This is a genomic window from Tessaracoccus luoxuelianae (genome assembly GCF_055326245.1).
In genome coordinates, this window is record NZ_JBUZNO010000006.1 from 200,303 (window position 1) to 221,767 (window position 21,465).

The following is a 21,465-nucleotide window of genomic DNA, read 5'->3' on the forward strand; positions in this document are numbered from 1 at the left end:
ACCCCCAGGGTCCGTGATCGACTAGCTCTTTTCCTCGCTCGGCGCCCGCACGCGCAGATATCCACAGCTTGAGGAGATTCACCATGGCAGATGTCAACCTGACCGCCACCACCCGCACCGAGTTCGGCAAGGGCGCCTCGCGCAGGCTCCGCCGCGCCGGATCCACCCCCGCCGTCCTCTACGGTCACGGCACCGATCCCGTGCACCTCGCGCTGCCGGCCCGGGAGACCTTCCTCGCGCTGCGTCAGCCCAACGTGCTGCTCCAGATCACGGTGGAGGGCGACAAGACGCCGTTCCTCGCGCTGCCCAAGCAGGTCCAGCGCCACGCCATCCTGCACTCCATCGATCACATCGATCTCGTGCTGATCAAGGCGGGCGAGAAGGTCACGGTCGACGTCCCGCTGACGTTCACCGGCGAGGCCGAGCGCGGCACCCTGGTCAACCACGAGCTCAACAACCTGAGCGTCCTGGCCCCGGCCGCCAGCATCCCCACCGAGTTCGTCGTCTCGATCGAGGGCCTCTCCTCCGGTTCGCACCTGACTGTCGGGGACATCCCGCTGCCTGAGGGCGTCGAGGCGGCCGTCGCGCTGGACGTCGTGGTGGTCAGCGTCGGCCAGGCGCCGGTGCAGGACCTCGGCGACGAGCCCGAGGCTGCTGCCGCTGAGGGCGCCGTCGCGGCCGAGTGACCGATTCCACCTACCTCGTGGTCGGGCTCGGCAACCCGGGCCCGACCTACGAGGCCACCCGGCACAACGTCGGGTTCTGGGCCGTAGCGGACCTCGCGGACCGCTACGGTTCCTCCTTTTCCTCCCACTCCCGGATGCGCGCCGAGCTGGCGACGCTGACCCTCCCGGGGCCGTCGCCCGTCAAGTTGGTGCTGGCCAGGCCCACCACGTACATGAACGACTCCGGGTCCGCGGTCAAGGCCGTCGCGGCGTTCCACAAGATCAAGCCCTCTCACGTGATCGCCATCCACGACGAGCTGGACCTGGAACCCGGCCGCCTGCGCGTCAAGATCGGCGGCGGGGACAACGGGCACAACGGGCTCAAATCCATCCGCGCCCACCTCGGCACGGGCGACTTCTACCGGGTGCGCGTCGGCATCGGCCGGGCGCCGGGCAGGCAGGACGCGGCCGCCTGGGTGCTGGCGAAGATGAAGCCGGCAGACCTCGAGGGCCTCCGGGTGGACGCGGCCGTCGCCGCCGACGCCGTGGAGCTACTGGTGCGCGAGGGCCTCGTCGCCACGCAGAACCGCTTCAACTCTTGAAACCCGGTGCAAGGATGATCGCGTGAAGTTCCCCGGATTACTGACCGCACTCGAGCGCGACCACGCCCTTGCGGCCACCCTCGCGGACTCGCGCCGCTCGGGTGTCACCGCGCTCGACGTCACGGCAGTGACGCCTTTCTTCCCGCTGCTGACCGCCGCCATCGCTGAGGAGTCCGGCCAGACGGTGCTGATGATCACCTCCACCTACCGCGAGGCCGAGCAGGTGACCACAGAGCTGGGCGGGTTGCTCGGCGAGGACGCGGTGGCCTACTACCCCGCCTGGGAGACCCTGCCCCACGAGCGGCTGTCGCCCAGAGCGGACACGGTCGGGCGCCGCCTCGCCGTGCTCCGCCGCCTCGCCGGCAAGGGCGAGCAGCCCCCGCCGAAGGTGGTCGTCGCCCCCATCCGATCCATCCTCCAACCCCAGGTCAAGGGGCTGGCGGACATGGCGCCGGTGCGGATCGTCGTCGGGGAGGAGTACCCCCTCTCGACCTTGCTGGCGGACCTTGCGGGCGCCGCCTACAGCCGCGTTGATCTGGTGGAGCGCCGCGGAGAGTTCGCCGTCCGCGGCGGCATCGTGGACATCTTCCCGCCCACCGCCGAGCATCCCGTCCGGGTGGACTTCTTCGGCGACGACGTGGACGACATCCGCTCCTTCACCGTCGCGGACCAGCGCTCGACCGGCGAGACGGCATCGTCGGTGATCGCGCCGCCCTGCCGCGAGCTCCTCCTCACGACGGCGGTGCGGGCCCGCGCCAAGCGGCTGGCCGCCGAACACCCCGAGCTCGGGGACATGCTGGGGCGCATCGCGGAGGGCCAGGCCGTCGAGGGCATGGAGGCGCTCACACCGGTGCTCGTGGACGGCCTCGAGCTGCTCGTCGACGTGCTGCCGAAGGGCTCGCTGATCCTCGCCAGCTCGCCCGAACTGATCCGGGCGCGCGCCGCGGAGCTCGTCCAGACCAGCCAGGAGTTCCTGGAGGCCAGTTGGGCGGCCGCGGCCGGCGGCGGGAAGTCTCCCGTGGACCTGGGTGCCTCCGCCTACTGGGGCCTCTCCGACGTGCGGCAGCACGCGTTGGCGATCGGGCACCGCTGGTGGTCCCTGTCTCCGTTCGCCGCCGACGACGAGCCGCACGCCTTCGACGCCGACTCGGTGCACTCCCGCACCATCAAGGTGACCACCACGGAGTCCTTCCACGGAGACACCGAGGTGGCCACCCGCCACATCTCGGCCAAGCTCGCCGACGGCTGGGGCGTGATCCTCTGCGTCGAGGGTCGCGGGTTGGCGGCCCGCATGATCGAGGTGCTGGATGAGGCCGGAATCCCCGCCTCACTCGACGACCTCGAGAAGCCGCCCACCCCTGCCCGCGTCGCCGTGGTGACGTCGTCGCTGCGCCAGGGCTGGCGCGCCGACGAGGCGAAGCTCGAGGTGATCACCGCCGCCGAGCTGACGGGCCAGACGGTCACCGACCGGACGGAACGCAAGCTCCCCGCCCGACGCAAGGCCGCGATCGCTCCACTGGAGCTGAAGTCCGGGGATCCCGTCGTGCACGAGCAGCACGGCGTGGGCCGGTTCGTCGAACTCGTGCAGCGCACCGTCCAGGGCGCGGTCCGCGACTACCTCGTCGTCGAGTACGCGCCCAGCAAGCGAGGGCATCCCGGGGACCGGCTCTACGTGCCGATGGACCAGCTGGACCAGCTCAGCCGCTACGTCGGCTCCGAGGCGCCCGCACTGGACAAGATGGGCGGTGGGGACTGGACCAAGCGCAAGGCCAAGGCGCGCTCGGCCGTACGCGAGATCTCCGCCGAGCTGATCAAGCTGTACGCGGCCCGGCAGGCCACCAAGGGCTATGCGTTCGGGCCGGACAACGTGTGGCAGCGGGAGCTGGAGGACGCCTTCAGTTTCGTCGAGACCCCGGATCAGCTCGCCGCCATCACCGAGGTGAAGTCGGACATGGAGAAGCTGATCCCCATGGACCGGCTGATCTGCGGCGACGTGGGATACGGCAAGACGGAGATCGCCGTCCGGGCCGCCTTCAAGGCAGTTCAGGACGGCAAGCAGGTGGCGGTGCTGGTGCCCACCACCCTCCTGGTCACGCAGCACTACCAGACCTTCGCCTCGCGCTTCGCAGGCTTCCCGGTGCACCTGGCGCAACTCTCCCGCTTCCAGAGCGACTCCGAGTCCAAGAAGGTGATCGACGGCCTGGCCACGGGCCGGGTTGACGTGGTGATCGGCACCCACCGTCTGTTCAGCAAGGAGATCCAGTTCAAGGACCTCGGCCTGGTGATCATCGACGAGGAGCAGCGGTTCGGCGTCGAACACAAGGAGCGGCTCAAGGCCATGCGGGTCAACGTGGACGTGCTGTCGATGTCCGCCACCCCCATCCCGCGCACCCTGGAGATCGCCATCACCGGCATCCGGGAGATGAGCGTCATCGCCACCCCGCCCGAGGAGCGGCACCCGGTGCTGACCTTCGCCGGGCCTCACGACGACGCGCAGGTGAAGGCCGCCATCCGTCGCGAGCTGGCGCGCGAGGGCCAGGTGTTCTTCGTGCACAACCGGGTGGGCACCATCGAGAAGACGGCCGCCCACCTCCGCGAACTCATCCCCGAGGCGCGGGTGGTCACCGCCCACGGCCAGATGAGCGAGAGCCGCCTCGAACAGGTGATGCTGGACTTCTGGGAGCGCCGGGCTGATGTGCTCGTCTCCACCACCATCATCGAAGCGGGCCTCAACATCCAGAGCGCCAACACCCTCATCATCGACCGCGCTGACACCCTGGGCCTGTCCCAGCTGCACCAGCTTCGCGGGCGTGTGGGCCGCTCCCGGGAGCGTGGCTACGCCTATTTCCTCTACCCGCAGGACAAGCCGCTCACCGAGGCCTCCCATGAGCGCCTCGCCACGATGGCCGCCAACACGGACCTCGGCTCCGGGATGGCCATCGCCATGCGTGACCTCGAGCTGCGCGGCGCAGGTAACCTGCTCGGCGAGGACCAGTCCGGGCACATCGAGGGCGTCGGCTTCGACATGTACCTGCGCATGGTGGGCGAGGCCGTGGCCAGCTATCGCGGCGACGACACCGAGACCGAGCCCCAGATGCGCGTGGAGCTGCCCATCGACGCGCACCTCCCGGAGGACTACATCTCCTCGGAGCGGTTGCGGCTGGAGATGTACAAGGAGATCGCCGAGATCCGCACGGAGGCCAACCTGGAGGCGGTGCGCGCCGAGATGACGGATCGCTACGGCCAGCCGCCGGCCCCCGTCGAGGCCTTGCTCGGCGTGGCACGCCTTCGAATGCTGGCCCGGGCGCACGGCATCCAGGAGATCGTGCCCCAAGGCAAGGTGGTGCGGTTCTCACCGGTCCACCTGCCCGAATCACGGCAGATCAGGCTGCAGCGCCTCTATCCGGGCGCCTCGCTCAAGCCGGCCCAGGATCAGCTGCTGGTCCCGAAACCGGAGGGCGACCACCTGACGTGGGCCACCACGCTGCTGGGCCAGCTGTTCGGCTGAGCCGACGGCGGCCTCGGGCTCGCCGAGGGCGATGCGCTAGGCTGACCGCGGTGCCCTGGGGCACGGTCGAAGGTTCGGTGAAAGGTCACACATGTTGCTGAAGCGCGTTGTCCCGCTGGTCGCCGCCGCGGCCCTGTTCGCCGGCTGCAGCCCCATGCCGAGCACGGCCGTTCAGGTGGGGGACACGCGCATCTCCGAGGCCCAGGTGGACGGCGTCGTCGCCAGTTGTGAGTCCGTCGGCATCGGCCCGGATCAGGTTGATCGCCGCACGCTGGTGATGTCTGAGATCCTGGGCGCCGTCGCGGTGGAGATCGCGGCAGAGCTCGATCAGACCGTCACCGACGAAGAGGCGCTCGCCGTGCTGCGCGAGACCGCCGGCGAGAGCCCCGCGCTGAACGACCCGGAGTGCGCGAGGATCGCGGCGGCGGGCTCGAAGCTGCAGATCCTGGTCGCCAAGCTGGGCGAGGACGCGGACATCGCAGTACTCCAGCAGATGTTCGAAGACGTGGACGTGGACCTCAACCCGCGCTACGGCCAGTGGGACCCGGCGGGCGAGGGCGTCACCGGCACCGGCTCGATGTCGGTCCCCTCCTGATCGGAGCCTCGCACCACATGACCTCTGAGCTCGAGCGGCTCCGCCAGGTGATGGCCGAGCTGCGGCTCAAATGCCCCTGGGACGCCGAGCAGACGCACCGATCGCTCCTCAACCACCTCATCGAGGAGGCCTGCGAGGTGGTGGACGCCGTCGAGACCGGAAACGACGTCGAGCTCCAGGAAGAACTGGGTGACCTCCTGCTTCAGGTCTACTTCCATGCGCGCATCGCCGAGGACGAGGGTCGCTTCACCCTCGATGACGTGGCCGCCGGCATCGCGGACAAGCTGATCCGCAGGCATCCGCACGTGTTCGCCGACGAGGCCGTGCCCCAGGACATGTGGCAGAGCTGGGAGGAGCGCAAGCGCGCTGAGAAGGGGCGATCCTCCGCGCTGGAGGGCATCGCCGAATCGCTCAGTGTGCTCGGCCGCGCTCACAAGGTGATCTCACGCAGCCGCTCCCATGGGGTCCCCGTCGAGTTGCCGGACGAGCCGTTGGACGCGCAGAGCGTGGGCCGCGGGATCCTGGATCTCGTGGCCCGGGCGCAGGCGCACGGGATCGACGCCGATGCGGCTGCCAGGGAGGCGCTGCGCGAGCTCGAGAACCGCGTCCGGAGCGCGGAAAGTTAAACCGTCCCGCCACTGCTTCCCACCCTGTGGAAGCTAGGCTGGGCCACGAAAGAGAACCACTCTTGAAAGGGAGCACATGGCATCCATCGAATTCATCCAGGCCCGCGAAATCCTCGATTCCCGAGGCAACCCGACCATCGAGGTCGAGGTCGAGCTTGATTCGGGAGCGAGCGGCCGCGCCGCCGTCCCGTCGGGTGCCTCCACAGGCGCCTTTGAGGCCGTTGAGCTCCGCGACGGCGACAAGGGTCGCTTCGGCGGCAAGGGCGTCCTCACCGCCGTCCAGAACGTCACCGAGGTGATCGGCGAGGAGATCCTCGGCATCGACGCCTCCGAGCAGCGGCTGGTGGACATGGCCATGCTGGAGCTCGACGGCACGGACAACAAGGCCAAGCTCGGCGCCAACGCCATCCTCGGCGTGTCCCTGGCCGTCGCGCACGCCGCGGCCGAAGAGGCCGGCCTGCCGCTGTACAAGTACGTCGGTGGACCCAACGCCCACATCCTTCCCGTCCCCATGATGAACATCCTCAACGGTGGGTCGCACGCCGATTCCAACGTGGACATCCAGGAGTTCATGATCGCCCCCATCGGCGCCGAGAGCTTCGCTCAGGCCGTCGAGATGGGCGCCGGCGTCTACCACGCGCTGAAGTCCGTCCTGAAGGAGAAGGGCCTCAACACCGGCCTCGGCGACGAGGGCGGGTTCGCCCCCAACCTCGAGTCCAACCGTGCAGCTCTCGACCTGATCCTCGAGGCCATCAAGAAGGCCGGCTACGAGCCCGGCGTCGACGTGGCTCTCGCCCTGGACGTGGCCGCCTCCGAGTTCTTCGAGGACGGTGGCTACACCTTCGAGGGCGCCACCAAGACGGCCGACGAAATGGTGGACTACTACGCCGAACTCGTCGACGCCTACCCGCTGGTCTCCATCGAGGATCCGCTCAACGAGGAGGACTGGGACGGCTGGAAGGCCATGACCGATCGCCTCGGCGACAAGGTCCAGATCGTCGGTGACGACCTCTTCGTCACCAACGTCACCCGCATCCAGCGGGGCATCGACACCGCCACCGCCAACGCGCTGCTGGTGAAGGTGAACCAGATCGGATCGCTCACCGAGACCATCGACGCAGTCGACCTCGCCCACCGCAACGGCTACCGCACCATGATGTCGCACCGCTCCGGCGAGACCGAGGACGTCACCATCGCGGACCTCGCCGTCGCCCTGGGTTGCGGCCAGATCAAGTCCGGCGCCCCGGCCCGGACGGACCGCGTGGCCAAGTACAACCAGCTGCTGCGCATCGAGGACGACCTGGACGAAGCGGCCGTCTACGCCGGTCGTTCGGCCTTCCCGCGTTTCAAGGGCTGAGTTGAGGGCCTGATCCGGCACACTGGATCAGTGCCTCAGACTCCTCGGAACAAACCGACCACCAGTGGTCCGGGTCGCGGAACCCCGCGGGCCCGGACCACTGCGCGTCCGGGGGAGCGTGTGCAGCGCCCGCGCGTGGAGCCGCTGCCCGACACCGAGGCCAAGGCCGCCCTTGATCCGAAGCCGGGTCCGCTGCCGCGCGCGCAGCGGGCTCTGTCGGCCACCTGGCGGCTCGCCATCCTCCTCGTCGTCGTTGCCGGGGTGGGGCTGGTGCTGGCCCACTCGCTGCGGGTGTACTTCGCGCAGTCCCAGGAGATCGCCGCCGTCCGGGCGGACATCGCCCTCAAGCAGGAGCAGATCGCGGACCTGGAGGACAAGCTCAACCGCTGGAACGACCCCGAGTACGTGCGCGCCGTCGCGCGGGTGCGGCTCGGCTGGGTGATGCCAGGCGAGGTGGGGTACCGGGTGATCGGCGCGGACGGGCAGCCGCTCGACGGTGCCAGCATCGAGGCCCCAGACCCGGCGGGCACCGGATTGTGGTGGGAGCGGATGTGGGGCTCGGTGGCGCTCGCGGACCAGCCCGTCGAGGAGAGCGCGCCCGCGGCTGACCCGGACCGGACCGTCGCGCCCAGCCCAGAGCCCGAAAGCTAGGAGTCCCTGCCGATGATCGAGCCCACAGAGGCGGACCTCGCCGCGGTCGAAGCACAGCTCGGACGCGAGCCACGCGGGGTCGCTGGGGTGGCGTGGCGCTGCCCGTGCGGAAAGCCCGGCGTGGTCAAGACCCACCCGCGGCTGCCCACCGGGACGCCGTTCCCCACCACCTACTACCTCACCTGCCAGCGCGCCGTCGCCGGATGCTCCACCCTCGAGGCCTCCGGCCTGATGGCGGAGATGACGCAGCGCCTCGCCGAGGACGATGACCTGGCGGCCCGCTACCGGAGCGCCCACGAGGCCTACCTCGCAGACCGCGCTGAGCTGGGGCACGTCCAGGAGATCGAGGGCATCTCGGCCGGGGGGATGCCCACCCGCGTCAAGTGCCTGCACGTGCTGGTCGGGCACGCCCTCGCCGCCGGACCGGGCGTCAATCCCCTCGGCGACGAGGCGCTCGCGCTGCTGGGCGAGTTCTGGACCACCCCCTGCCTCCAGGAGGACGCATGACCACCGTCGCTGCCATCGACTGCGGCACCAACTCCATCCGTTTACTCATCCTCCGGAAGGAGGCCGACGGCACTGTCGTCGAGCTGGCGCGCGAGGTGCGGTTGGCGCGCCTCGGGCAGGGGGTCGACGCCACAGGCGAGTTCCACCCGGACGCGCTGGCGCGGGCGAACGTGATCTTCGAGGAATACGCGGGCATCATCGAGCTCCACCAGGTGGGCGCAGTGCGCTTCGTGGCCACCTCGGCCGCGCGCGACGTCAGCAACCGGGCGGAGTTCGAGCGCAATGTCCGCGACAGACTTGGCGTGGAGGTGGATGTCATCTCCGGCGACGAGGAGGCACTACTGTCCACCACGGGCGTCCTCAGCGGCGTCGAGGCCGCCACCCCGGCGCTCGTCTTCGACATCGGAGGCGGCTCCACGGAGCTGATCGTCGTGCACGACGGGCCGAGCGTCGCCTCGGCGGTCAGCCTCGACGTCGGCGCCGTGAGGGTCAACGAGCGGCTCATGCTCTCGGACCCCGCCACGCCCGACGAGGTGGCCGCGGCCCGCCGCCACGTGGGGAGCCTCCTCGACGGTGCGGGGGTGGACTTCGACTCCTTGGCCTCCGCGCTCGGTGTCGCGGGGACCGTCACCAGCGTGGCCGCATCCGTCCTGGGGCTTCAGCAGTACTCCCGGCAGGCGGTGCACGAGACGCTGCTCAGCCGCGCGGACATCGAGCGCACCGTGGAGCGGTGGCTGGCCCAGACCGCGGCCGAGACCGCGGCCGAGCCGTGCATGCACCCCCTCCGGGCGGCCGTGCTCGGCGCCGGTGGCCTGATCCTCGACGAGATCTCGCGCCGGGTGCCTGGGGGAGCGGTGCTGGTCAGCGAGACCGACATCCTCGACGGCATCGCGCTGGGCCTGCTCGGCGGCTAGCCCTCCACTGGCTGGGCGCTCTGCTCCTTCTGCGTGAAGCCCTCCAGCACGGTGGTGAGGTCGTAGCCCGTGGTGTCCTTCACCAGTTGCAGGGTCTGCAGCATGTTGCTGGCCACCGCCTTGGGCAGCGCGGAGGCACCCTCGGTGGAGACCACGGTGAGGGTCTCGATGTTGGCCATCGGGGCCGCGACCCTCTCCGCGATCTCAGGCAGCACCTCGATCAGCATTTGAAGGACCGCCGCGTCGTTGTAGTGCGCGAACGCTTCGGCCCGCTTGTCCATGGCCTCGGCCTCGGCCTGGCCGACGGCGAGCACCGCAGCGGCCTGCGCCTCGCCCTCGGCGCGCACGGCGTCCGCCTCGGCGACGCGCCGGGCCTTCTCGGCCTCGCCGCGTCGGGCGCCCTCGATGGCCTCGGCCTCGGCCAGCGCCGAGCGACGGGACTTCTCGCCCACGCCGCTGAGCCGTGCCTTCTCCGCCTCGGCCTCCGCGTTGGCGATGGAGGCCGCCTTGCGGGCGTCGGCCTCGAAGATCGCGGCGTTGCGCTGAGCCTCCGCGGCGGTCTCGATCCGGTACCGCTCGGCGTCCGCAGGGCGGCGGACCTCGGTGTCGAGTTGGCGCTCCTTCAGTGCGGCCTGGGCCACGGCCACCTTCTCCTGTTCCATCAGGATGGACTGGTCCCGGTCCGCCTGGGCGAGCGGGCCGGCTGCGGCTGCCTGGGCGCGTGCCGCGTCGGTCTCGGCCTGGATCTCGGCCTGCTTGAGCACCAGCGCACGGTTGGCGATGGCGATCTCCTGCTCGGCGGCGATCTGCGCCTGCTCGGCCTCGCGCCGGGCCTCCGCCTCCGCGACCGCGGCCATCCGTCCCAGCTTCGCGGACTCGGGGCGCCCCAGGTCCGACAGGTAGGTGCCGTCGTCGGTGATGTCCTGGATCTGGAAGGTGTCCAGCACCAGCCCCTGGCCGGTCAGCGAGGACTCGGACTCGTCCGTGACGCGCTGCGCGAAGGCCGCACGGTCGCGGATGATCTGCTCCACGGTCAGCGAGCCGACGATGGAGCGCAGCGAGCCCGCGAGCGTCTCCTGGGTGAACGTCTCGATCTCGTCCTGCTGGGAGAGGAAGCGCTGGGCTGAGGCGCGGATGGAGTCCTCATTGCCGCCCACCTTGACGATGGCCACACCGTCGACGTTGAGCTTGATCCCCTGCCCGGACACGGCGTTGCGGATGGTCACCATGATCCGTCGCGACGACAGGTCCAGCACGTGGAGGCGTTGGATGAACGGGACGACGAAGACGCCGCCGCCCATCACCACCTTCTGGCCACTGAGGTCCGTGGAGACCAGGCCGGTCTCGGGGTTGCGCACCTCCTTGCCCTTGCGGCCGGTGATGATGAAGGCCTCGTTGGGTTTGGCCACCTTGTAGCGGCTCGCGATGAGCAGCCCCACGAGGAGGAGCAGGGCGATGAGCCCCGCGATGGCGGTCAACACTGGTGGCATGGGACGGGCCTTTCGGTCAGGGTTCCAGTTCTGGGGTGGGGGCCGTGGGCGTGACCTCGACGGCGGTGGGGGACACCATGCCGGAGATCCACACGTCGGTGCCCGCGTCGACGGGGTGCTCGGAGCGGGCGCTGAACTTGCGGACGTGTCCGCTCGCCGTGAGGTGGACCTCACCGAAGCCCCCCTCGGGGATGGGGGTGATGACGCGCGCCGTGGCGCCGATCATCGAGTCCGACCGGAAGGTCGCGGTGTCCTCACCGGAGCGCAGGGCTCGCGTGAGCCAGACCGCACCCCAGGCGGCGGTGGAGCCGATGCCGGCTCCCACGACGACGGCCAGCAGCGTGTTGGGCACCAGGGCCAGCGAGAGTGCGCCGCCGAACCCGAAGGCGCCGACGAACGCGGCGATGCTGGAGATGGAGAACAGATCGCTGTCCAAGGCGTCGAGGCCGAGCGCTCCGTCGAGCACATCACCGAGGATCAGGGTCACCAGCACAAGCGCGATGCCCACAGCGCCGATGATCAAGAACGTAGTCAACGGCAGCTCCCTCCGATGGGTGGACACCCCCAGCCTAGCGGCAGCCCGATGCAGCCCTCCGGCTAGGCGAGCATGCGGGTGCCGTTGGGGGTGACTTCGTAGCGGTTGCCCAGGGGGCTGGACCAGTGGAGCTGGCTTGGTCTGGGTTGGTCGGCGCGCCAGGTGCGGGCGGTTTTCGCGCGGTGGACCCTGCGGCTGAGTGGGGCAAGGTTCCCGCTCCGGGTCTGCCTTCGGCGGCCGGGTGTGAAGGGGTGGGTGTGGTCCAGGTCCAGGCCGTTGGCTCGGCGCGTGGAGTAGGGGAACATTTCGTGGTCCATGCTCAGCAGGAGGGCCTTCTTCAACCCGGCCGATGGTGCGTAGTGGTCTTCGGCGGGGATTGCGGGCAGGTTGATCACGGGCTGCACCGTGACATCCAACCCGGGGAGGAGTTCGGCGAGGAGGGTGGTGGTGATGTGTCCGGCGCGGTCGATGCGGGCGGTGCCGGTGAGCTGGCCGAGGGCGTCGGTGTGGATGTGGACGGCCAGCTCAAGCTTGGGGCGGAGCTTGGCCAGTGGGGTGGTGATGGTGCCACACAACGCGCCGAGGCAGTGCGGATCATGACGCTGCCCACCGTCTACAGGCGCAGGCTCCGCAGGTCCGCCGCCGTAGCCGACTGACCCTGTGTCCGGGGCGTTGGCTGTGGTGGGGGCCGGGGCAGTGTCGAGGGCGGCGGCCAGGCCGTCGTGGAGGGCGGGCTGCGCCGCGTGCTGGAGAAGCGCCAGGGCGTAGGCGGGGTTGGCGAGCACTCCGAGGGCTTTGGCGCGCAGGATCGTCTTCGACTCCTCGGGCTGCTCGACAGCCAGCAGGTCGGCGATGCGGTCCACGGCGGCGTCGAGGTAGCGGGCGTCGAGCACGTCAAGGCGGCCGGTGAGGTTCATCACCCCGTCGTGCAACCCCCACACGTGCACCCCGCGTGAGGCCCGCTGCCGCCGTTCGCGTTCCGCGGCGCGGGCCTGATCAGCCTCGATGATCATCTTCTTCAACAGCGTGAACGCGGCCGTCCAACCCAACCCGTCCTGCCTACCCAACCAGCGGTCGGTGACGGCATCGGCCCCCTCGACCGGCAGGTCCAGACACATCGACGCCGCCTTGCAGGCCCGCCCCGCCTCGATCCGGCCCTCCTGCACCGCCGCGTAGAGGCAGGGATGGCGGTGCTTCAGGCTCAAAGCATCAGCCAGCTTCGAGGCCGCCACAATGGGTGGGCAGCGCAGCAGGCCGGCCAGTTCGAGGCCGATGAACTCGGAGACGGCCGGGGTGCCGATGCCCCCGACCACGACCCTGCGCTCGGCGAGCACCTCCAGCACCTGGTCGTAGTCCACGTCGTAGTGTTCCGCGAGGTCACACAGCAGGGTCAGGGTTTGGGCTTCGGCGAAGCGGCGCAGCTCGTCGGCGGAGCGCAACTGCTCCGCGATCTCGTGTGCCTTGTCCTTCATGGGTTCCACGCTATGTCCGACCTCTGACATTTTTGGCTCCCAGGAGGGTGCCTGGCGAAAATTCTTTGAAGAGATTTCTGGGGGTGCGGCGCGGGTGGCGGGGCTCGACGTGGTGGGTGAGTTGGCTTGTCAGCTTGCGTTTCTGAGGCTTCGAGGCCGCTTCGCGGCCTTTCAGCGAACAGAGGTCTGATGGTTGCCGAGAGGGTGGGGGACGGCAGGGCGGCACTGCGCAGCGGTGCCCAACCCGACGATCACCCGACCGGCATCCCGCTCGAGCAGACCCGGCCCCAACGCCGCCCTGCCGGCACGCACCTGGGACCTGGCAACGCCACAGGAGGACGAGTGCGGGGAGTCGGGAGGCGAGGCCCGGGCGGCCTCACCACCCGACCACCGACCCGGCTGGCCGGTACATCGAGACCCTGGACAACGGCCGCCCGGGCATCGACTCACGGCCCACCGCACCCGACCACAAGAACTGCGTCAAGGTGGTAGTCACAACCCTTCGAGACGGGCCACGCCGCTCCGCGGACGGCCCTCCTCAGGGAGCGATGGAGACCGGCCACGCCGCTCCGCGGGCGGCCCTCCTCAGCTTGTCCGGATATGCACGTGCCACCGGACCGCCCCGAGGAGGCGGTCAGGCGGGTGGCGCAGCAGTGGGAGTGCTTCCGCGGGATAAACTCGCCGTCGCGCCCTCGTGGCCCAACTGGCAGAGGCAGGCGGCTTAAACCCGCTTCAGTGCGGGTTCGAATCCCGTCGAGGGCACGGTCAGGCCGTGGCGTCCACGTCCTCTGGCTCCGCCCCGTCGGCCAACAGACTGACCACCTCTCCGAATCTCGGCACCACGGCCACCCACCCCAGCTCGTCCTCGATCCGCCGCGCAAAGGTGGCGGCGGCGGCCGGTTCGCCGTGTGTCACGAAGACCGTCTCCGGCTCCCTGCCCAGGGCGCGCAGCCAGTCCAGGAGGTCCGACGCGTCACCGTGCACGGAGAACTCGTGGTCGCGGACGATCTCGGCTTTGACGGGCACGTAGCGCCCGTTGATCTTCACCGTGTGGGCTCCGTCCTCCAGCGCGCGGCCACGGGTCCCCTCGGCCTGGAATCCAGTGAGGACCACGGTGTTGCGGGGATCCGGCAGGAGGCGCTGCAGGTGATAGAGCACGCGGCCGCCCTCGGCCATGCCCGACGAGCTGACGATGATCATGGGTTCGGTGCGGAGGTTGAGCTTCTTCGAGTCCTTGGCCTCGCGTGCCTCGCTGAGGTCCAGGTCTGTGAAGTCGGCCAACGTGATGTCGTCGGCAAGCTCGCCCAGCGACTCATCGGCGTACACGGCCAGCGCCGCGATCGACATCGGCCCGTCCACCACCACGGGCACCTGGGGGATCCGTCCCTCTCGGGTCAGCTGCACCAGGGCATGCAGCACGGTCTCGGTCCGGTCGATCGCGAACGCCGGCACCACGACCTGGCCGCCCCGGGCGACGGTGCGCCTGATTGCTTCGGCGAACGGCTCGTGCGCCAACTCCGGCTCGAGATGTTCCCGGTCTCCGTAGGTGGATTCGCACAGCACCACATCCGCGCCGGGCGGGGTCTCACGGGGCTTGAGGATCGGGTGATCGTGGCGGCCGAGGTCCCCGGAGAACAGGACGCTCCGCCCGCCGAAGCTCACGTGGACACTCGCCGAGCCGAGGATGTGCCCGGCGCGGACCCAGCGTGCCAGGACGCCGTCGAGATCCACGTCTTCATCCCAAGGAACCGGGCGCATCAGCGGGAGCGTGTCCTCCACGTGCGCGCTGGTGTAGAGCGCCTCGGGGGGCTCGTGCTTGGAGTAGCCGCCCTTCAGCGCGTCCCTCACGGACTGCTCCTGCAGCCGCCCCGAATCCCGAAGGATGATCTCCGCCAGCCGGGCCGTGGCCTCCGTGCACCAGATGGGCCCGCGGAAGCCGTGCTTGACCAGCGCGGGCAGGTAGGAGGTGTGGTCGGCGTGCGCGTGCGTGAGGAGCACGTCGGAGATCGAGGCAGGATCGACGGGGAAGTGGGCCCAGTTCTGGGTGCGCCACTGCTTCTCCCCCTGGAACATGCCCGCGTCGACGAGGATGCGTCGCCCATCGATGGTCAGGAGGTACTTCGAGCCTGTCACGGTGCCGGCGGCCCCGAGGAACGTCAGGGTCGCGCTCTGAGGTGTTCGCATACCCACGATCCTGGCACGGGGGTGGCGACGCCGCGCCCGAGTGGGCGAAGCACAGCTTTGGTTGCGCCTCTCGGTACCATGGAGATCGACAGCCTCCTCCTCGGGTTGCACCCAGAAAGAGCAAGTGACATGGCAAATCCCATCATCGGGCGCCCCGACGCCTTCACCCGCAACGCTGCCCCGCAGCAGCCCACCTACGGCTATGACCAGCAGCAGTACTCCCAGTACCCGCCGCCGGCCACCGCCCCCTACCAGCAGCCGGTCCGCACCGGCGGCGTGATGACGCTCGACGACGTGATCGCCAAGACGGCCATCATGCTCGGCGTGGTCTTCGTCACCGCGATCGCCACCTTCATGTTCATGCCGCCGAACCTGCTGTACCCGGCGGTCATCGTCTCGGCCCTGGTCGGGTTCGTGACCGTACTGATGGTGGCCGGCCGCGCCAAGCTCCCCATCGGCGGCGTGCTGTTCTACGCCGTCATCGAGGGCGTCTTCGTCGGCGCGTTCTCGCTCCTGTTCGAGATGATGTACCCCGGCATCGTGGTCTCCGCCGTGCTCGCCACCTTCGTGACGGCCGGCGCCACCCTCGCGGCGTACAAGTTCTTCAACATCAGGGTCACCGCGAAGTTCCGCAAGGTCGTGTTCATCGCCACGGCGTCGTTGGCGGCCGTGTTCCTGGTCAACCTCGTCCTTGCGCTGTTCGGCATCAACCTCGGCATCCGTGACATCGGCTCGGGCGCCGGCCTGCTGTCCATCGGCATCTCCGTGATCGCGGTCATCCTGGCCGTGCTCAGCCTCGTGGTGGATTTTGATTCCGTGGAGCGCGGCATCGCCGCCCAGGCCCCGGCTCAGGAATCGTGGCGCGCGGCCCTCGGCATCACGGTCACCATGGTGTGGCTGTACACCGAGATCCTGCGCATCATGAGCTACTTCAGGAACTGAGGCCGGCTGAGCTTGCGGGCGTACTGCGAGAGCAGCGTCCGCGAGCCATTGGTCCAATGCAGTGAGCGCCAGGAGCGCGTCGGCACCCAGCTGGCCCCTTGCGTCGATCCACCCACATCGTGGACGACGGGGTCGCTGGGTGCTTCGCATGTGGCCCCGTAGACCACGCGGAGGGCGTGAAAGTCTTCCAGCCGCCCCGCCAATGAGCGCCCCACCCAGTGCTCGGACTCCAGGGTCAACACCCTGTCGATGACCACGTTCTGGCCCGTCTCCTCGAACACCTCCCGCAGCACGGCGTCCGCCGGTGATTCGCCCGGGTCCACGCCGCCGCCGGGCAGGGCCCAGGTGCCGGGGGCCGCAGTGACGGAGGAATTGATGGTGCCGAGGAGGCCGCGGTCGGAGACCACGAGCGCGTAGGCGCCGATCCGTTGATGCCGGTGCGGGGTCTCACTCGAGGAGGCCACGTACACGGTGTGCCGCTCGAGGGGGCGGTGATCCGCGGCGCACACGTCGCGCACCAGCCAGGTGAACAAGATCTCGCCGTCGTGCATGGTGGCGGACAGGGGCCGGATCGGCACATAGCCGTGGTCGAACATGGTCACCTTCGGGTGCTGCCCGTGCTCCACGTGGTAGCTGATCACCGGCGCCCCCACTGGACTGGTGACCCCCACGACGCGCATTGGACAAGTCTAGACGGTGCCCCCGGGCGCGATTGAGCGCCGCGATGACGGCCGGCGGTTAGTATGGCGGAACAGAGCTGAGGGAGGCGCGCCGTGGAGTTTCGTGACAATGCCCGAATCGACAACGCCAACATTCGCTACGGCGGCGGCGGTGGGGGCAGGCGCGGCGGCCGTGGCCTGGCGGTCGGTGGCGGGCTCGGTGGCCTCATCATCGCGATTTTGCTCATGGTGTTCGGCGGCGGCAACCTGGGCATCAATCCGGACGACATCCTCGGCGGCGGTGAGGCGGCGCCCCAGCAGGTCGAACCGAATCCGGACTGCCAGACCGGGGCGGACATCGAGAGCAACCCGGAATGTCGCTGGCCGGCCTATGTCGTCGCGATCGAGAACTACTGGAGCCAGGTCGTCGAGGGCTACAGCCCGGCCACCACGCAGCTGTTCAGCGGGCAGGTGGCCACAGCCTGCGGCACCGGCTCCTCCGAGATGGGCCCGTTCTACTGCCCAGGCGACCAGACGATCTACATCGACACGGAGTTCATGGGCGTCCTGCTCAACCAGCTCGGCGCAGCCGGGGGCTATGCCGCAGAGGCCTACATCGTCGCGCACGAGTACGGCCACCACATCTCCAACCTCACCGGCACCATGCAGCAGGCCCGCTCGATGGGCAACGACTCCGGCCCCACCTCGGGCCAGGTCCGGTTGGAGCTGCAGGCGGACTGTTACGCGGGGGTGTGGTTCGCCAATACGCTCCAGGATCCCGAGTCGCCGATCGAGTCCATCACCCAGGACGACCTGAACCGCATCGTGGACGCGGCGCGGGCCGTCGGGGACGACCACATCCAGCAGCAACAGGGCGGCCGTGTGGTCCCCGAGAGCTGGACCCATGGCTCGTCCGAGATGCGCCAGCTGTGGGTGGCCAAGGGCTTCAACAGCGGCGATCCGAATGTGTGCGACACCTTCTCCACCGACGACCTGGGGCAGTAGGGCCCGCGTTCAGTCGACGAGCGCCGTCATGTCGCGGCCTTCGAGGTCCGCGTAGTGCAGCTCGCCCTGGCAGTCCACCTTGACCACCGGCGCGGAGCGCTGCAGGCTCATGTCGATGACGACGTCGCACTGCTCCTCCGGGGTGGTCTGGAACTGGGCCACCGCCTTGGCGAGCGCGGCAGCCTGGATCAGCGATGGGTCGAACGTGGCTACGGTGGGTGAGTCGTTGCGGCGGGTCTCGAAGACGGGGACGGCGCCCACGCGTGCCCGGTTCAGCACCACCCCGCCCTCCGCATCGGGAAGGTCGGCCCAGTAGCCGCGGGTGGCGTTGAACCCGACGGCGTAGGCCTCGAGGTCCTCCCCGATCACTTCCTCGATGCCCGAGGTGATGTCCGCCACGCTGGTCATGCCCAGCACGGCCACCGCGGTGCCGTCCTGCCGGAAGAAGACGGTCTCGGACTCGGGCCTGGACGTGACGGTCATGAGTACCTGGCCGTCGCGGTAGTCCACGATCTGCAGCACCAGGTCTCCGCGGACCCCGCGGAGGTCTGCGATGTCGAACATCCGCCCCACCGAATCCACGGGAAAATCCTCGGGGTCGAAGGTGGCCTGCTCGAAGTACTGCACGTCAGAGTCCACCCGGCTGATCGTGCCGTCGCGCCACTGGTAGGTGGCCACAGACAGGTCGGGGAGCAGCGCGCTGAGCGTGGCCGCGTCTGCGGTCACGTCCACCTTGAGTACCGGAAGGCCCCCGGCAACCCGGTGCAACTCGGCGACCACCTCTCCCGCGGAGCCGTCCGCCAGGGGCACGGTGACGGTGAAGTCCAAGGGAAAGTAGCTGTCAGGCAGCGGCCTCCCGGTGAACGACGCCGTGGCAGAGGGGGTTGGGCTGGCTGACGGAATGTCCGGTGTGGGGGACCCGCTACCGGTCAGACCGGGGGCGGGTGCTGTGCAGCCGGCGACGAGGGCAAGCAGCGCCACCGCCCCGATCCGCCACGTCCTCATGGCGCCAGTGTAGAAGGGGCCGGGGGGCACCCACTCCACAGGTCAGGCCCGTGGGCCGCACCGCACGCCGGTGGCGTGGTTGGGGCAGTACCCGTGGGGGTTCTTGTGCAGGTACTGCTGATGCTCACGCTCGGCGTAGTAGAAGGTGGCGCCGGGAGTGATCTCCGTGGTGATCTGCCCGTATCCGGCCTCGGTGAGGCGGGCCTGGAACTCGGCTCGCGTGCGCTCAGCCGCTTCGCGCTGGGCGTCGTCGACGGCGAACACGGCCGAGCGGTACTGGGTGCCGACGTCGTTACCCTGTCGGTTGAGCTGAGTGGGGTCGTGGTTCTCCCAGAACAGCCTCAGCAGGTCCTCGAACGAGACGCGGGTCGGGTCGAAGACCACGCGCACCGTCTCCGTGTGCCCGGTGAGGCCCGTGCAGGTCTCCTTGTAGGTGGGGTTGGGGGTGAAGCCGCCCATGAAGCCGGCAGCGGTGTTGACCACGCCCTCGGTCTCCCAGAACAGCCGCTCCTCACCCCAGTAGCAACCGAGCGCGAAGTAGGCCACCTCGCAGCCTGCGGGTACCTCGTCGAGGGGGAGGCCGAGCACCTCGTGGACGGGCATCGGGGACAGCACGGGGGCGCTTCGGCCGGCGAGGGCATCGGCCTCCGACACCATCTGCGGGTGGCCGCGGCGGGCGTTGAGCCAGGCGAGGACGTCGATCTCCATGGTTACGATGCTAACCGGCCCCCCAAGGGCTCAGGATGGGATGCGCCAGTCGATGGGGGCGGCGCCCTGTTCGTCCAACAGGAGGTTCGCCTGGCTGAAGGGCCGCGACCCGAAGAAGCCGCTCCTGGCCGACAACGGCGACGGGTGGGCGCTGGCCAGCACCGGCACCTCGCCCAGCAGTGGGCGGGCCGTCTGCGCGTCCCGTCCCCAGAGGATCGCCACCAGCGGGCCGCCCCGGGCCGCCAGCGCCTCAACCGCGCACGCCGTGACCTCCTCCCAGCCCTTGCCCCTGTGCGACGCGGGCGCGCCGGGCCGCACCGTCAGCACACGATTGAGCAGCAGCACGCCCTGCTCGAACCAGTGCGTCAGATCCCCGTGGGGCGCCGGCTCGATGCCCAGGTCCGCCTTCAGCTCACGGTAGATGTTGACCAGGCTGCCAGGCAGGGGGCGGACCTCCGGGGCCACCGAGAAAGACAGGCCGACGGCGTTGCCGGGGGTGGGATAGGGGTCCTGCCCGAGGATGAGCACGCGCACCTCCGCGAGCGGGCGCGTGAACGCGCGCAGGATGTTCTCCCCGGCCGGCAGGTAGCCGTGTCCCGCGGCCACCTCCTCCCGAAGAAAGGCGCCCATGGCGGCGATGCGGTCCTCCACCGGGGCGAGGGCCGCGGCCCAGTCCGGAGCGACGAGTTCGGCGAGCGGCTTCGGCATGTGACCAACTCTGGCACACACCCACGCCCCGTGAGTCGCCCAGGGATGCACCTGACCCTCCCCCGGTAAATGGCAACCGGGCCTTCCGAATATGGAAAGCAGGCTTACCATTAGGCATGACCAACCCCGATCTCGGTCCTATCCTGGACGACCTGGCCGCCGGGCGCATCGACGCCGCCGAAGCCGGCCGCCGCATCGAAGCAGCGAAGGCGGCGGCAGCCCCGACGACCCCGCAGGACACGCCTCACGACACACCCGCGGACAACTCCGCCCCCGGCGGTCCCAAGGCCGGCGGGCTGGCGCGCATCTCTGTCACCGCGGTGGGCCGGCGGGTGCGGATCGAGGGAGACCCCACCGTCTCGACGCTGACCATCGACGGCCCGCACGTCCTGCGCCGCGTGGGCACGGTGATGGAGGTCAACTCCACCGGCGAGTTCGGCCCCAGCTTCCAGGGATTCTCCCTGATCCGGCCACCGCGCAACCTCGACGATCTCCGCGACATCGGGCTGGGCAAGGAACTCACCATCCGCGTCAACCCTCAGCTCATCGTCGATGCGGAGGTCACCACCGGCGGGCTGCGCACCCTGAATGTGCCGAGGCTGGGACGGATCAGGGTGACGGCCGGCGGCTCGAGCCTTGAGGACGTGCACGAGGTGGAGGACCTGCTGAGTCAGGCCGGCGGGATCAGCATCAGTGGCCCCATCAGCATGGGTCGGTCGCGACTCAGGGTCGAGTCCGGCACCCTCACGGTCCATCTCACGAAGGGCGCCAACGTCACCATCCGTGGCGAGGCGCGCCTTGGCAGGATCACCTGGCCAGGGGGCGGCGAAGGCGTCGACGAATATGTCGTCGGCAACGGCTCGGCGCGGCTCGACGTGGCCGTCGTGATGGGCATGGCCACCATCAGGTCGGAGGACTGAGATGACCGGACGCCACCTGTACCACGCCCCCGCGGACTGCCCCGTGTGCGGGGAAGCGCTCATCACCATCCGCAAGGGATGCCTGCAGTGCGGCACCGAGATCGCCGGCGAGTTCGCCGGATGTGACTTCTGTGCGCTGAGCGAGGCCGACCTCGGCCTGCTTCGGGTCTTCCTCGGCTCCCGGGGAAACCTGCGTGAGGTGGAGAAGCATCTCCAGGTCTCCTACCCGACGGCGAGGGCCCGTCTGGACGCCGTGCTGGCCAAGCTGGGCCTCACGCCGACCGACGAGGCGCCCACATCGGAGGCGTCCCCGTCGGAGGCGCCCCCGTCGGCGAGCGCACAGGATCAGATCCTGGCGCGGGTGGCTCGGGGGGAGCTGAGCGCCGAGGTGGCGGCCCAGCTGCTCGGGTAA

21 protein-coding genes and 1 tRNA gene are annotated in these 21,465 nt (G+C 69.6%); 14 read left to right on the plus strand and 8 right to left on the minus strand.

Features of this window, described 5'->3' with window-relative positions:
* Positions 1-83 precede the first annotated feature (83 nt).
* From ACZK39_RS10910 to ACZK39_RS10950, 9 genes are all read left to right on the plus strand, one after another.
* Entirely contained in the window at positions 84-686 is a 603-nt protein-coding gene (locus tag ACZK39_RS10910) for a 50S ribosomal protein L25/general stress protein Ctc (RefSeq protein ID WP_459054887.1), read from the plus strand.
* The gene (gene pth / locus ACZK39_RS10915) at positions 683-1,267 is read left to right on the plus strand and encodes an aminoacyl-tRNA hydrolase (RefSeq protein ID WP_459054886.1); all 585 of its coding nucleotides are present in this window, start codon (positions 683-685) and stop codon (positions 1,265-1,267) included. Before ACZK39_RS10910 ends, pth begins: the two co-directional genes overlap by 4 nt.
* Positions 1,268-1,289: 22 nt before the next feature.
* Positions 1,290-4,775 (plus strand): transcription-repair coupling factor, encoded by a 3,486-nt coding sequence (mfd, locus tag ACZK39_RS10920; protein WP_459054885.1) that lies wholly within the window; start codon positions 1,290-1,292, stop codon positions 4,773-4,775.
* Between the two features lie 91 nt (positions 4,776-4,866).
* Positions 4,867-5,370: a hypothetical protein gene (locus ACZK39_RS10925; RefSeq protein WP_459054884.1), complete on the plus strand. Its 504-nt coding sequence runs from the start codon at positions 4,867-4,869 to the stop codon at positions 5,368-5,370.
* Between the two features lie 17 nt (positions 5,371-5,387).
* Complete coding sequence (locus ACZK39_RS10930; protein ID WP_459054883.1) at positions 5,388-5,996, plus strand: nucleoside triphosphate pyrophosphohydrolase; 609 nt, start codon at positions 5,388-5,390, stop codon at positions 5,994-5,996.
* Positions 5,997-6,072: 76 nt separating this feature from the next.
* The gene (gene eno, locus ACZK39_RS10935) at positions 6,073-7,353 is read left to right on the plus strand and encodes a phosphopyruvate hydratase (RefSeq protein WP_182781803.1); all 1,281 of its coding nucleotides are present in this window, start codon (positions 6,073-6,075) and stop codon (positions 7,351-7,353) included.
* 120 nt (positions 7,354-7,473) lie between these two features.
* A complete protein-coding gene (locus ACZK39_RS10940) occupies positions 7,474-8,004 on the plus strand; it encodes an FtsB family cell division protein (RefSeq protein ID WP_182781804.1) in 531 nt (176 codons plus the stop codon).
* Positions 8,005-8,016: 12 nt separating this feature from the next.
* Positions 8,017-8,511 (plus strand): DUF501 domain-containing protein, encoded by a 495-nt coding sequence (locus tag ACZK39_RS10945; RefSeq protein WP_182798580.1) that lies wholly within the window; start codon positions 8,017-8,019, stop codon positions 8,509-8,511.
* Entirely contained in the window at positions 8,508-9,425 is a 918-nt protein-coding gene (locus ACZK39_RS10950; RefSeq protein WP_463613326.1) for a Ppx/GppA phosphatase family protein, read from the plus strand. The genes ACZK39_RS10945 and ACZK39_RS10950 overlap by 4 nt, the downstream gene beginning before the upstream one ends.
* Here the strand turns inward: ACZK39_RS10950 and ACZK39_RS10955 are convergent.
* The 3 genes from ACZK39_RS10955 to ACZK39_RS10965 all read right to left on the minus strand — a co-directional run bounded on the left by ACZK39_RS10955 (position 9,422) and on the right by ACZK39_RS10965 (position 12,922).
* Positions 9,422-10,915, minus strand: a complete 1,494-nt coding sequence (locus ACZK39_RS10955; protein WP_182781807.1) for a flotillin family protein — start codon at positions 10,913-10,915, stop codon at positions 9,422-9,424. The two genes, ACZK39_RS10950 and ACZK39_RS10955, sit on opposite strands and share 4 nt — an antisense overlap.
* A 16-nt stretch (positions 10,916-10,931) precedes the next feature.
* The gene (locus ACZK39_RS10960) at positions 10,932-11,450 is read right to left on the minus strand and encodes an NfeD family protein (protein WP_463613327.1); all 519 of its coding nucleotides are present in this window, start codon (positions 11,448-11,450) and stop codon (positions 10,932-10,934) included.
* Positions 11,451-11,512: 62 nt separating this feature from the next.
* Positions 11,513-12,922, minus strand: a complete 1,410-nt coding sequence (locus ACZK39_RS10965) for a hypothetical protein (RefSeq protein WP_463613328.1) — start codon at positions 12,920-12,922, stop codon at positions 11,513-11,515.
* Positions 12,923-13,610: 688 nt separating this feature from the next.
* On the opposite strand from ACZK39_RS10965, the gene ACZK39_RS10970 reads away from it, so the two are divergent.
* Positions 13,611-13,684 (plus strand) — tRNA-Leu (locus ACZK39_RS10970).
* 3 nt (positions 13,685-13,687) lie between these two features.
* Here ACZK39_RS10970 and ACZK39_RS10975 read toward each other — a convergent pair.
* The gene (locus ACZK39_RS10975) at positions 13,688-15,106 is read right to left on the minus strand and encodes an MBL fold metallo-hydrolase RNA specificity domain-containing protein (RefSeq protein ID WP_463613329.1); all 1,419 of its coding nucleotides are present in this window, start codon (positions 15,104-15,106) and stop codon (positions 13,688-13,690) included.
* A 129-nt stretch (positions 15,107-15,235) separates the two neighbouring features.
* Here ACZK39_RS10975 and ACZK39_RS10980 point away from each other — a divergent pair, with 129 nt between their 5' ends.
* Positions 15,236-16,048: a Bax inhibitor-1/YccA family protein gene (locus ACZK39_RS10980; RefSeq protein WP_182781812.1), complete on the plus strand. Its 813-nt coding sequence runs from the start codon at positions 15,236-15,238 to the stop codon at positions 16,046-16,048.
* On the opposite strand, the gene ACZK39_RS10985 is transcribed toward ACZK39_RS10980, so the two are convergent.
* Positions 16,033-16,728, minus strand: a complete 696-nt coding sequence (locus ACZK39_RS10985; RefSeq protein WP_255443428.1) for an NUDIX hydrolase — start codon at positions 16,726-16,728, stop codon at positions 16,033-16,035. The two genes, ACZK39_RS10980 and ACZK39_RS10985, sit on opposite strands and share 16 nt — an antisense overlap.
* Before the next feature lie 93 nt (positions 16,729-16,821).
* Here ACZK39_RS10985 and ypfJ point away from each other — a divergent pair, with 93 nt between their 5' ends.
* Positions 16,822-17,712, plus strand: coding sequence for a KPN_02809 family neutral zinc metallopeptidase (gene ypfJ, locus ACZK39_RS10990; protein WP_182781813.1), 891 nt, complete (start codon positions 16,822-16,824; stop codon positions 17,710-17,712).
* A gap of 9 nt (positions 17,713-17,721) precedes the next feature.
* Here the strand turns inward: ypfJ and ACZK39_RS10995 are convergent, their stop codons facing one another.
* From ACZK39_RS10995 to ACZK39_RS11005, 3 genes are read right to left on the minus strand one after another with little or no spacing between them, the layout of a single operon-like run.
* Complete coding sequence (locus tag ACZK39_RS10995; RefSeq protein ID WP_182781814.1) at positions 17,722-18,717, minus strand: hypothetical protein; 996 nt, start codon at positions 18,715-18,717, stop codon at positions 17,722-17,724.
* Between the two features lie 42 nt (positions 18,718-18,759).
* Positions 18,760-19,425, minus strand: coding sequence for a peptide-methionine (S)-S-oxide reductase MsrA (gene msrA, locus ACZK39_RS11000; RefSeq protein WP_182781815.1), 666 nt, complete (start codon positions 19,423-19,425; stop codon positions 18,760-18,762).
* Positions 19,426-19,455: 30 nt separating this feature from the next.
* A complete protein-coding gene (locus ACZK39_RS11005; protein ID WP_182798574.1) occupies positions 19,456-20,133 on the minus strand; it encodes a uracil-DNA glycosylase in 678 nt (225 codons plus the stop codon).
* A gap of 116 nt (positions 20,134-20,249) precedes the next feature.
* On the opposite strand from ACZK39_RS11005, the gene ACZK39_RS11010 reads away from it, so the two are divergent.
* Both ACZK39_RS11010 and ACZK39_RS11015 read left to right on the plus strand, forming a co-directional pair.
* Positions 20,250-21,053: a hypothetical protein gene (locus ACZK39_RS11010; protein WP_463613330.1), complete on the plus strand. Its 804-nt coding sequence runs from the start codon at positions 20,250-20,252 to the stop codon at positions 21,051-21,053.
* 1 nt (position 21,054) lies between these two features.
* On the plus strand, positions 21,055-21,465 hold the full coding sequence (locus ACZK39_RS11015; protein ID WP_182798572.1) for a DUF2089 domain-containing protein: 411 nt from the start codon (positions 21,055-21,057) through the stop codon (positions 21,463-21,465).